This window comes from Burkholderia sp. Ac-20379 (genome assembly GCF_017104645.1).
In the GTDB taxonomy this organism is placed as follows: Bacteria; Pseudomonadota; Gammaproteobacteria; order Burkholderiales; family Burkholderiaceae; genus Burkholderia.
Window position 1 is genome coordinate 1 of the sequence record NZ_JAAGPF010000242.1, and the last position, 11,436, is coordinate 11,436.

The following is an 11,436-nucleotide window of genomic DNA, read 5'->3' on the forward strand; positions in this document are numbered from 1 at the left end:
TTCGTCCACCGGGTCGCGCAGCCGCCCGCGACGCGACACGATGATGTGCTCCGCGCCCGCATAGCGGCGCGCGGTGAGCCGCCCCCCGGCCAGCGGATGCCCGGCGCGCATCGCCACGACCATCGTGTCGTGGCCGAGCACCGCGTGCCGGATGTCGGCCTGCGCGGGAATCGCCGCGCCGATATGCAGATCGATCTGCCCCTGCCGCCATTCGGGCGCATCGGTCGACGCCTCGGCCAGCACGCGCAGGCTCGCGTGCGGCGCGGCCTCGCGCAGGCGCGCCAGCAGCGCCGGCCCCAAGGTGCAGGCGAGCGCGTCGTGACACTGGATCACGAAGCTGCGCGTCAGTTGCGACACGTCGAAATGGCGCTGCTGCGCCAGCACGGCCTGCGCGCGCGCCACGATCGCATGCACCTCCTCGCGCACCGATTCCGCGTACGGCGTGGGCGTCATCGCGCGGCCGGCGCGCACCAGGATCGCGTCGCCCGTCATGTGCCGGATGCGGTCGAGCGTGCGGCTCATCGCCGGCGAACTGACGTGCATGCGCGCCGCCGCGCCGCCCACGCTGCCTTCGTCGAGCAAGGCGTCGAGCGCCACCAGCAGGTTCATATCGAGTTGCATTTGGGTTAACTCAGCGGTAACGACAAGTGATTTGATGTTAATCACTCGCCGCTGAAAAATGAAGCCTGTTCGCGCCGATGCGCATTCAGGAGTGCAACCGGATATGAAGACTCAGGACCCCGATCAACCCATCGCCGCCCGGCTTGCCGCGCAGGCTGGCACCCTGGCGGCCGACGGCGCGCTGCTGGCGGCCACCGTCGCCGCCGTGCGGGCCACGGGCGACGCCATGCTGCGCCGCTTCAGCTCGCACACCCGCACGCCGGACACATTGCCCGGCGTGGTCGAGGCGATCCACGCCAACGACGGCCTCTCGCTCGCCGTGCTGCGCCCGCTGCTGACGCAGGCGCGCCCCGCCGCGCGCTGGGTCGAGGACGAACTCGAAGGCGGCGCACTGCCCGACGGCGAATGGTGGCTCGTCGATCCCGTCGAAGGCAACGTCAACCATGTGCATGGCCTCGCCGAATGGGGCGTCAGCGCCACGCTGATCCGCGACAACGTGCCGGTGCTCACGGCGATCCACGAGCCGGTGGCCGGCCGGCTTTACACGGCGGTGCGCGACAGCGGCGTGGCCTATGTCGACGGCGTGCCGATGCGCGCCGCCGCCAAAACGGAACTGCGCGCCGCCATCGTGACCACTGGCCAGGCCAAGCCCGGCGAAAGCGACGCCACGCACCGCCGCATCGGGGCGTCGATCACGGCGATGCTGCGCCGGGCGCTCGTGGTGCGCATGACCGTGCCCGCCACATTCCAGCTCGCGCAGGTGGCGGCCGGACAGATCGACGGCTTCTGGCAGCACAGCAACGTGCGCTCGGGACAAGCCGCCGGCGCGCTGCTGATCGGCGAGGCGGGCGGCGTGGTGACCGACCTGCGCGGCCGACCGTGGACGCTCGCCAGCGACGATTTTCTCGCCTGCGCGCCCGGCATTCATGCCGAATGCATCGACGCGCTGCGCGACGTGGCCTGACGCGCCACGCGCCAACGTTCAACCCATTGCAGCAAACCAATCAGGATATCCATATGAATCTCAGCATTCTCGGCGCGGGACGCGTCGGCACCTCGCTCGCGCAAGCGCTCGTCAAGCTCGGCCATCGCGTCGCCGTCGGCCATCGCAATCCGCAAGCCGGCGCGGCGCGCTGGCTCGGGCCGGCCGTGCATCACACCACGCTGGCGGAAGCGGCCGGCATGTCGCGCCTCGTGATCAACGCCCTGCCCGGCCATGTGGCGCTGGAAAGTCTCGGTGCGCTGGGCGATGCGTTGAAGGGCAGCATCCTGCTCGATCTCGCCAATGCCACCGCGCGCCTGCCCGACGGCATGCCGGGCGGCCTGCTCTATGCGGGCAGCAGCCTCGGGGAACAGTTGCAGGCCGCGCTGCCCGGCACGCAGGTGGTCAAGACGCTGAACACGATGCATTTCAGCGTGATGACCGCGCCGGGCTCGCTGGCCACGCCGCCGAAGGCGTTCCTGAGCGGCAACGACGGCGACGCCAAGCGCGAGGTGACGCGGCTGCTGATCGAACTGGGCTGGCCGACGCACGACGTTCTCGATCTCGGCGCGATCGAATCGGCGCAGGCGACGGAAGCGATGATGCTGATGGTGCCGCACATCGTGCGCGCGGCGGGGTTCAAGCCGTTTGCGTTGACGGTGGCGGGCTGAGGTTTTACCGGAAACGGCGGCGTACTGCGATCGCACGATCGCGGTACGCCGGGATTGTTTATTTTGTGATTCTGCGATCTCAGAAAACGATTCGTCGCCATTATGTTTTGACAAAACTAGACCTGAAAACTTTAAAAATCGGCAAATCCGGTCAAACTATTTTCACAAATTTGTTATGATCGCGTCACAAAAACAGGAGTGAAATTGGCCGCGCCAACCAGGCAGCCGAATCCAACAAGAATCAAACAATATTGAGAGAACAGCTGTGTCGATAAGCGAAACAATAAGCAGCTTCGCATCGGGGGCAGTCGACTGGAACCGCAGGCCGGTGGCGTTGAATTTCGGCAAGGCGCAAGGCGAGCTAGGCCATCTGCTTGCGCTTCAACACGCCAGGATTCACGAAGGCTTGATCACCGGCATTCACGGTTATCTGACTTGCGTGTCGCCTCGGCATGATCTGCCGCCGCGGCTTTTCCTCGGCGTGCCTGTCTCCATTCGGCTCGTCACCGATCGCGGCCAATTGCAGGTCATCAACGCGATCGTTCAAAACGTGCAGATCGGCCAGAGCGATGGCGAATTGTGCGTCTATCAACTGACGATCAGCGATGCGTTGTCGATGATGGACAAACGCGTCAATTCCCGCGTGTTCCGAACCTTGAGCGTCGTCGACATCCTCTCGACGCTGCTCGCGGAATGGCGCCAACGTAGCCCGGCACTCGCGGCAAGGTCGGCACGATTGCCGCGGCGCCGGTGCTCTATATCGTGACGATGGCGACCTCGTCGCTCGGCATGATGCGCACCAATGCCGATCCGCCGAAAGGCTGGAATGTGCTGTGCGACGCACCCGCCCTGCCGAAATCATTCGCGCCGCAGGCAATGCGTTACGGCGCCGTCGTCAGCGTGAAGGACGGGAACGCGACGAGCGATTTCAACGAGGACAACGATCCGGTGGCCGCCGCGCGCAACAAGAGCAAGACCGTGGCGGATCCTGCCGATCCTTACGACAGCTATCGCGCCAAGGGCAAGCACGCCGGCGAGATGGCGCCTCACGGCGACGTGGATAGCGAAGCCTCGCAGCGCTACGAGGACCACGCCATCGCGCGCATGGAAGCGCGTCACGACAACAACCCCCAATGGGTTCAGAACGATGTGGTGGTAGGCGAAGCCGGCCCCGATGCGCAGATGCCGGAAGGTTATCAGGCATGGCGAAACAAGCAGGTCGTGCACATTCTCGATGCCGCCGTGAACAACCCGACAAACCATTCGACCATCATGACCAACCCGATGCACGCGGAGAAGGCGCTGGCCTACGATGTGGCGATCGGGGTGAGTCGAATTTCGCCAAAGCAGTTGAATCAATTCAGAATCGAAGCGGACTGGCGGTTTGGCGGTGATTTGGCGAGCGATAATCCGAATAACACCTATTCGACATATTTCGACAAAGGAAAAATGGATGGCGAATTCTTGCAGGATTGGGTGATCAAAGATCCGGAGGCAAGGCTACCCGAATCTATCGATGACAAGCGCCAAGGCGGAAAACTACTCGGCATCGGGGAGGTCGCATGAGATGGTTGATTGCCTCTCGGTCGAAGCGAATCATGCTGACTTTTTCAGGCGCACTACTTGTAGCAGGTATCGTTGCAGTCTGCAGCAGCGCACAATCTCACAGCGTTGGAGAGAACATGACAAGGTGGATCGGCCTACCGGCTTTGATGGGTATTGCTATTTTTTCGTTTTCCACCGCATGGGCAGCATCAACGGCAGACACTGCAGCCCCCGATACGTCGCCAGTGCCATCCCAATCCGCCAAGGAAACGCCTTTCCTCGCGCAAGTTGTAGGTCTCGAATGGCTTAATCCCCTGCAGCGGCGCGACTATCCGACGGAATGGCAATTGCTGTGGACGGTCGGACTTGTCAAACCGAATAAAAACGATGATATGGTCAGGAGCGACCCGAAATCATTCAACACGGTTCGCCCGGTTGCTGGTATTGCTTATGGTAACGATGGAGAGGAAAATTTCGACGGATTTTATAAAAAATATATCAATTCTTTTTTACGACTTTTCGCCGAAAAATACGTCCTCAACGGTCACTACTTCTATACCGTTCAGCCCTCCAGCAAACGCCATTGGCGTGAACTGGCCGGCATCCGCGTCGAGTTCGCCATCCCCCCTCGCCTCGCCCCCAAGAAAGCGAAGGATTACCTCGCTTACCAAATCAAGGATTACTTCGAAATCGGCAACCCATCGGCCAAGGACCTCTGGAGCAAGGACTTGCCGGCCGACATCCAGACCCACACCGGCGGCGCCAACGCCGGCTTCACGTCGCTGAACGCCGCGCTCGACTATCTGCAGACGCATCCGCAGGAAAGCGTCTGGGTCATGAATTGGGACGCCCCCAGCTTCCCGCCCAAGGATGCGCAGATGAACGAGAACCTCACGATTCTGTTCCTCGCTGGCCCCGACCTCAAGACGGAACGCGAACCGCTGGCCTGGATCGGCAAGGCGGCAACGGCCAAGGTCGGCGACTACGAAGCCAAACCGGGCACGACACGCGCCGTTCAGGCCTGGAAGGCGACGATCGCGCAAGCCGCGCACAACGCCAGCGCCGATCCCGCCAGCATTCAGTTCGTCGTGCACGACGCCGGCAAGGGCAACGACGTGGCATCCGCCCGCCTCGCTTCGCTGTCGCAAACACTCACGGAAACGCTGCCGGAATTCGACTACTCGAAGCAAGTCTTCAATACACCTGCCCTGCTTGGCGACATGGGCGCCGGCACCGCCCTCACCGATATCGCGCTAGCCATCGGCCGAGTCAATCATTTCGGCGGCAACGCACTCATCGCAGGCACCACCGACGCCAATCAGCCAACCGCCGTCGTCGTTCTGCCGCCATCGAAGCTCACGCCGATCGACGCGGACAGCAACTGGTTCCGCGCTCGCGGCGAAGACAACGCCTACCTGATCTGGTGGGGCCGCCGCCACGACACGAACTACGGCATTCAAGGCTATTCGTACTGAGGCGGACCATGCGCGGCATCATTCGCGAAGGCGACATACACAGTCACGGCGGCCGCGTCGAATCCGGCGCGGCAAACAGCGAAGTCATGGGCCGCGCCACGGCCCGCGTCGGAGATCGTTGCACGTGCCCGATACACGGGGAATGCGTGATCGTCGAAGGCGATTCCGACTTTCAGGTGGAAGGCCGCGCAGCGGCGTTCGATGGACACAGGACGTCGTGCGGCGCGGTGCTCATCTCTTCCGTACCGACATCCGGGCGTGCTTGACCAACGATTGGAAAAACATGAAGAAACGAGTCGGATGGCTTGCTGTTACTGGCACCACGCTCCTCTCGCTGCTCACGGCGTGTTCAAGCCCGCGCCTCGATGCAGGGCAATCGATTTCCCCGCCTGCATCGGCAGAAAAAATGCCGTTCATGGCACAGGTTGTTGGGCTTGAATGGCTTAATCCGCTGCAGCGGCGCGACTATCCGACGGAATGGCAATTGCTGTGGACCATGGGACTCGTCAACCCTAACAACAACGACGACATGGTCAGGAAAGACCCAAAGTCATTCAGTTCAGTCCGCCCCGTCGCTGGCATTGCTGATGGCAACAACGGGCGCGAAATTTTCGACGGATTTTACGAAAAATATATCGATTCATTTTTAGTTCTTTTCGCCGAAAAATACGTCCTCAACGGGCACTACTTCTATACCGTTCAACCCTCCAGCAAACGCCATTGGCGTGAACTGGCCGGCATCCGCGTCGAGTTCGCCATTCCGCCTCGCCTCACCCCCAAGGAAGCGAAGGATTACCTCGCTTACCAAATCAAGGATTACTTCGAAATCGGCAACCCGTCGGCCAAGGACCTCTGGAGCAAGGACTTGCCGGCCGACATCCAGACACACACTGGCGACGCCAACGCCGGCTTCACGTCGCTGAACGCCGCGCTCGACTATCTGCAGACGCATCCACAGGAAAGCGTGTGGGTCATGAGCTGGGACGCACCCAGCTTCCCGCCGAAGGACGAGCAGATGAACGAGAACCTCACGGTCCTGTTCCTCGCCGGCCCCGACCTCAAGACGGAACGCGAACCGCTGGCCTGGATCGGCAAGGCGGCAACGGCCAAGGTCGGCGACTACGAAGCCAAACCGGGCACGACACGCGCCGTTCAGGCCTGGAAGGCGACGATCGCGCAAGCCGCCAGCAACGCCCGTGTCGATCCCGCCAGCATTCAGTTCGTCGTGCACGACACAGGCAAAGGCAGCGATGCGGCATCCGCCCGCCTCGCTTCGCTGTCGCAAACACTCACGGAAACGCTGCCGGAATTCGACTACTCGAAGCAAGTCTTCAACACGCCGGCCCTGCTTGGCGATATGGGCGCCGGCACCGCCCTCACCGACATCGCACTCGCCATCGGCCGAGTCAATCATTTCGGCGGCAACGCACTCGTCGCAGGCACCACCGACGCCAATCAACCAACCGCTGTTGTCGTTCTGCCGCCATCGAAGCTCACGCCGATCGACGCGGACAGCAACTGGTTCCGCGCTCGCGGCGAGGACAACGCCTACCTGATCTGGTGGGGCCGCCGCCACGACACGAACTACGGCATTCAAGGCTATTCGTATTGAAATACGGAAGTACCGAGCGCCGTTCGACGCCCCCGGGGGCAGTTCACCGCCCCTACATCAAATTCAGCCCCCCATCCGACATCACGATCTCCCCCGTCAAGTAATCCGAAGCAACCAGCCACGCCACCGCCTGCGCGATATCGTCCGGGCCGGCCGCGCGCCGCATCGGCGCTTTTTCGCGCCATAGCGCCTGGGCTGCGGTCCAGTCGGCGGTCAACGGCGTATCGACCAGCCCCGGCGCGACCGCATTGACGCGAATCTCGGGTGCGAGCGACACCGCCAGCAAGCGCGTCACATGATTGAGCGCCGCCTTGGTGGCCGCGTACGGAATCGACGCTCCCTTCGGCCGCACGCCCGCATGCGAACTGACGTTCACCACGCAGCCGGGCCGTCCGCGCGCGGCGGCCGCCTTCAGCGCCGCCTGCGCCTCGGCGATCAGCCGGAACGGCGCCACCACGTTGATCTCGTGCAGTTCCTGCCAGACGTCCGGCGTGGCCGCCGCGAGATCGGCATGCGGAATCACGCGGCTGATGCCCGCGTTGTTGACCAGCACGTCGAGCCGGCCCCACTCGGCCACCGCCTCGCGCACGAGCCGGACGCGGTCGGCATCGTCGGCAAGGTCGGCCTGCACATAGGCGGCCGAGCCGAGTTCGCGCGCCAGCGCATGCCCCACGTCCACCGAATTGCGCGAATGCAGGACAACTGAAAACCCATCGTTCGAAAGCCGGCGGGCAATGGCCGCGCCGATGCCGGATGTCGACCCGGTCACCAATGCAACGGGCTGCGAAGTAGTCATGACGTTATCGTCCGGTTGAGCGGGCGCGATTTTTACCCGGTAAAAAGCCGTATTTTCGGCTGTAAAAAGCCCATGCGTAAAGCGCATCCATACTGCGCATGCCTAACTGGTCTTACCGGTCTGGCAATTGAATGAAATTAATTCGTAAGCATTGATGGCTTATTCAAAAGCAATTTGAAAGAAAACCATTTCAATTTCGTCCGATGACGGCAACGACATTCGTTTGGCTACTGCAAGCTATCTCAGAATGGCTCACAATCGAGCCGCTTCATCGCAATCGGCCCGATTCACGGCCGATTCGCTTAACTCAATAATCCCGATACGAAGCCCACCACGCAGGAGGAGAGACCGATGGCAGACAGCCCTCAAGACGATGCACGCAAACGGAAACCGCTATGGGTCTGGGTCGCGCTGCTGATTCCGTATGTCGCGCTTTTATGGCTGCCGTTCTATAACTACGGCCAGCCGTCGTTTGCAGGCCTGCCGATGTTCTACTGGTATCAATTGCTGTGGATTCCGGTTACGTCCGTGCTGTTGTTTCTGGTCTACCGGAGCGAAAAATGAACGACGGCTATTCGATCGATCCGGTCGCGATGACCGTCTTCATCGCATTCTTCGCACTCGTCACGGTGCTCGGTTTCGTCGCGGCGCGCTGGAAGCGCGGCGATCTCACGCAACTGCATGAATGGGGCCTCGGCGGCCGCCAGTTCGGCACGGTGGTGTCGTGGTTCCTGGTGGGCGGCGATTTCTATACCGCCTACACGGTGATCGCGGTGCCCGCGCTGGTGTACGCGGTGGGCGCCTACGGCTTCTTCGCGCTGCCTTACACGATCGTGGTCTACCCATTCGTGTTCGCGGTCATGCCGAAGCTCTGGAAGGTGGCGCACGCGAAAGGCCACATCACGGCGGCCGACTACGTGCATGGCGAGTTCGGCGGCAAGTGGCTGCCCGCAGCGGTGGCGATCACCGGCATCGTCGCGACGATGCCCTACATCGCGCTGCAACTGGTGGGCATGCAGGTGGTCATCAAGGGCCTCGGCGTGTCGGGCGAGCTGCCGCTGGTCATCGCGTTCCTGATCCTCGCGCTCTACACCTACACGAGCGGCCTGCGCGCCCCGGCGATGATCGCGTTCGTGAAGGACATCATGATCTACATCGTGGTGATCGCGGCGGTCTGCCTGATCCCGGTGAAGCTCGGCGGCTACGCGCACGTGTTCGAACTGGCCGACGCGCACTTCGCGGCCAAGGGCGGCCCGACCGGCATCCTGCTCAAGCCGACGCAATTCACGGCGTATGCCTCGCTCGCGCTCGGTTCGGCGCTGGCGGCGTTCATGTATCCGCACACGATGACGGGCGTGCTCGCCTCGGGCTCGGCCGCCACGGTCAAGAAGAACGCGATCTTCCTGCCGGCCTACACGGTGCTGCTGGGCCTGATCGCGCTGCTCGGCTACATGGCGATCGCCGCGGACATCCACGTCAAGTCGCCCACCGACGTGGTGCCGGCGCTGTTCCACACGCTGTTCCCGTCGTGGTTCGTCGGCTTCGCCGCCGCCGCGATCGCGATCAGCGCGCTGGTGCCGGCCGCCATCATGTCGATCGGCGCGGCGAACCTGTTCACGCGCAACCTGTGGCGTCCGCTGGTGTCGCCGAATCAATCGGCGGCCGGCGAGGCCTCGACGGCCAAGCTGGTGTCGCTGATCGTGAAGTTCGGCGCGCTGGTGTTCATCGTCGCCGCGCCGACGCAGTACGCGATCGACCTGCAACTGCTGGGCGGGATGTGGATCCTGCAGATCCTGCCGGCGGTGGTGTTCTCGCTGTACACGCGCCGCCTGAGCTCGACGGGCCTGCTGATCGGCTGGCTGGCGGGGATCGTGGTGGGCACCGCGCTGGCGGCCTCGCAGGGCCTGAAGCCGGTGTACACGCTGCACCTCGGTTCGGGCTCCTACACGCTCTATATCGGCCTGATCGCGCTGGCGGTGAACATCGTCGTGACGCTGGCGATCTCGGCGCTGACCTCGAACCGGCCGCAGCCGGGCCGCGGCGCGGCAGCCTGAGCGTTGCCGGCCGCCCCGCGCCGCATGGCGGGACGGCCGGAACCGGCGCGGATGCTCGCGTCCGCAACCGGTGATCGGCGGGCGTCGCATTCGCGCGGCGCCCGCTGATCGTCAGACGGCCTTCAAGCGCCGTCCCGCACCGACGCCACGAGCCGGTCGCGCAGCCGCGCCACCGCCTTCTGCGTGGCGTCGAACTCCTCGGCCGACAGTCCGCTCGCGTCGGCCAGGCTCACCTTCCCCAACGATTCGCGCAACTGCCAGCCTTGCGGCGTCAGGCTGATCAGCACCTGCCGCTCGTCGTGCTGCGCGCGCTGCCGCGCCAGGTAACCGAGCGATTCCAGCTTCTTGAGGATCGGCGTCAGCGTGTTCGATTCGAGGTAGAGGCGCTCGCCGAGCTGGCCGACCGTCTGCGCCTCGCTCTCGGACGCGGCCACCAGCGTGATGTACTGCGTGTAGGTCAGCCCGAGCGCGTCGAGCTTCGGCTTGTACGCCTTGCCGAAGGCCAGATTGGCCGAATACACGGCGAAACAGAGAAAATCGGCGAGCTGCGGGGTGGCGCGGTCGGCCGGGTCCGGACGGGTCATGAATACTCGTGTCGATGCCTGATTGCGAGCGCCGGATTGTATAGCGGCATGCCGACAGGCATATGTCAGGCGGGCAGTCAGCCGGCCGGTTTGCTGCTGGCGGCGCCGCGCCGTTGCAAGCCGCGCGCCCGTCCGCTATATCTGACGTTTCGCGCGGCGAACCGGAGGGCCCGGCCGCCGCGCCTCCCCTTCACCGGATCGAACGACCATGACCTATACCTATACGTTGACCGATCAGGCGGACGAGGCTGTCCGCAAACGCATCGTCGAACCGCTCGTGCAGTACAACGCGCACGCCAGCGGCGCGCCGGCCGGCCATCGCCCGCTCGTCGTCGCGCTGCGCGATGCGAGCGGCGGGATCGTCGGCGGCCTGTGGGGCGTGACCGGCTACGAGTGGCTGTTCACGCAACTGCTGGTGGTGCCGGAAGCGGCGCGCGGCGGCGGCGTGGGCACGCACCTGATGCGGCTCGCCGAGCAGGAAGCCGTCGCGCGCGGCTGCCATCACGCCTGGCTGGACACCTTCAGCTTTCAGGCGCGGCCGTTCTACGAACGGCTCGGCTATGCCTGTTTCGCCGAACTGCCCGACTATCCGACCGGCTTTTCGCGCTACTTCATGAAGAAGGCGCTGAGTGCGGCCTGACGGCCTGCGCGCCTTGCCGGAAGCGCATCCGCAGCCCCTCGCCGCACCGCCCGCAGCCCCGCGTTGCACGGCCCGCCACCTAAAACCGCGTGGCGGGCCGCGCCGTTGTGTAAACTGCTGCCTTTTTTTCTCGTTCGCAGCATGTTGCCCACCCCGCCGCGCACCTCACTGAACGCGCCGGCTCTCATCCGACTTCTGACGCGCCTCGGCCAGCCCGACGTGCCGCGCACCGCGCTGCCGTTGCCCGACCGGCTCAGCGAATGGGTCGGCTGGACCGACGCGATCGCGCTCTCCTCCGTGCTGGCCGCCCCCGCGCCCGCCGCGGTGGCCGGCTTGCGCACGCAGGGCGGCGACGAGGCGGCGCGCTGCCTCGCGTTGCGCTCGGCGCTGTCGAAGGCGATCGCCAACGACGCGCTGCTCGCCCCCGCGCGCGCGCCGCGTCATGGCCGCCCGGGC

13 protein-coding genes and 1 pseudogene are annotated in these 11,436 nt (G+C 64.1%); 11 read left to right on the forward strand and 3 right to left on the reverse strand.

Annotated features, from left to right (window positions below):
• Positions 1-621 (reverse strand): LysR family transcriptional regulator (locus G3N92_RS24320; RefSeq protein ID WP_206130147.1); only part of this gene is annotated, 621 nt, incomplete at its 3' end.
• Positions 622-724: 103 nt separating this feature from the next.
• Here G3N92_RS24320 and G3N92_RS24325 point away from each other — a divergent pair.
• The 7 genes and pseudogenes from G3N92_RS24325 (at position 725) to G3N92_RS24355 (ending at position 6,906) form a co-directional block, all read left to right on the forward strand.
• Positions 725-1,585 (forward strand): inositol monophosphatase family protein, encoded by an 861-nt coding sequence (locus tag G3N92_RS24325; RefSeq protein ID WP_206130148.1) that lies wholly within the window; start codon positions 725-727, stop codon positions 1,583-1,585.
• 53 nt (positions 1,586-1,638) lie between these two features.
• On the forward strand, positions 1,639-2,274 hold the full coding sequence (locus G3N92_RS24330) for an NAD(P)-binding domain-containing protein (RefSeq protein ID WP_206130149.1): 636 nt from the start codon (positions 1,639-1,641) through the stop codon (positions 2,272-2,274).
• A gap of 265 nt (positions 2,275-2,539) precedes the next feature.
• Positions 2,540-2,995: pseudogene (locus G3N92_RS24335) on the forward strand (contractile injection system protein, VgrG/Pvc8 family); the annotation flags it as partial.
• 29 nt (positions 2,996-3,024) lie between these two features.
• A complete protein-coding gene (locus G3N92_RS24340; RefSeq protein WP_206130151.1) occupies positions 3,025-3,840 on the forward strand; it encodes a hypothetical protein in 816 nt (271 codons plus the stop codon).
• Positions 3,837-5,294 (forward strand): virulence factor, encoded by a 1,458-nt coding sequence (locus G3N92_RS24345; RefSeq protein ID WP_206130152.1) that lies wholly within the window; start codon positions 3,837-3,839, stop codon positions 5,292-5,294. The genes G3N92_RS24340 and G3N92_RS24345 overlap by 4 nt, the downstream gene beginning before the upstream one ends.
• Positions 5,295-5,302: 8 nt before the next feature.
• Positions 5,303-5,560 carry a PAAR domain-containing protein gene (locus G3N92_RS24350; protein ID WP_206130154.1) on the forward strand — a complete coding sequence of 86 codons (258 nt, stop codon included), beginning with the start codon at positions 5,303-5,305 and terminating at the stop codon, positions 5,558-5,560.
• Positions 5,561-5,577: 17 nt separating this feature from the next.
• Positions 5,578-6,906 carry a virulence factor gene (locus tag G3N92_RS24355; protein ID WP_206130156.1) on the forward strand — a complete coding sequence of 443 codons (1,329 nt, stop codon included), beginning with the start codon at positions 5,578-5,580 and terminating at the stop codon, positions 6,904-6,906.
• A 52-nt stretch (positions 6,907-6,958) separates the two neighbouring features.
• On the opposite strand, the gene G3N92_RS24360 is transcribed toward G3N92_RS24355, so the two are convergent.
• Positions 6,959-7,702: an SDR family oxidoreductase gene (locus tag G3N92_RS24360; RefSeq protein WP_206130162.1), complete on the reverse strand. Its 744-nt coding sequence runs from the start codon at positions 7,700-7,702 to the stop codon at positions 6,959-6,961.
• A 351-nt stretch (positions 7,703-8,053) separates the two neighbouring features.
• Here G3N92_RS24360 and G3N92_RS24365 point away from each other — a divergent pair, with 351 nt between their 5' ends.
• Positions 8,054-8,266: a DUF3311 domain-containing protein gene (locus G3N92_RS24365; RefSeq protein WP_206130157.1), complete on the forward strand. Its 213-nt coding sequence runs from the start codon at positions 8,054-8,056 to the stop codon at positions 8,264-8,266.
• Positions 8,263-9,756 carry a sodium:solute symporter gene (locus G3N92_RS24370; protein WP_206130158.1) on the forward strand — a complete coding sequence of 498 codons (1,494 nt, stop codon included), beginning with the start codon at positions 8,263-8,265 and terminating at the stop codon, positions 9,754-9,756. The genes G3N92_RS24365 and G3N92_RS24370 overlap by 4 nt, the downstream gene beginning before the upstream one ends.
• 122 nt (positions 9,757-9,878) lie before the next feature.
• On the opposite strand, the gene G3N92_RS24375 is transcribed toward G3N92_RS24370, so the two are convergent.
• A complete protein-coding gene (locus G3N92_RS24375; RefSeq protein ID WP_206130159.1) occupies positions 9,879-10,340 on the reverse strand; it encodes a MarR family transcriptional regulator in 462 nt (153 codons plus the stop codon).
• Positions 10,341-10,548: 208 nt separating this feature from the next.
• Here G3N92_RS24375 and G3N92_RS24380 point away from each other — a divergent pair, with 208 nt between their 5' ends.
• The gene (locus G3N92_RS24380; protein ID WP_206130160.1) at positions 10,549-10,980 is read left to right on the forward strand and encodes a GNAT family N-acetyltransferase; all 432 of its coding nucleotides are present in this window, start codon (positions 10,549-10,551) and stop codon (positions 10,978-10,980) included.
• A gap of 141 nt (positions 10,981-11,121) precedes the next feature.
• Positions 11,122-11,436: DUF3348 family protein (locus G3N92_RS24385; protein ID WP_206130161.1), on the forward strand; the 315-nt coding region annotated here is incomplete at its 3' end.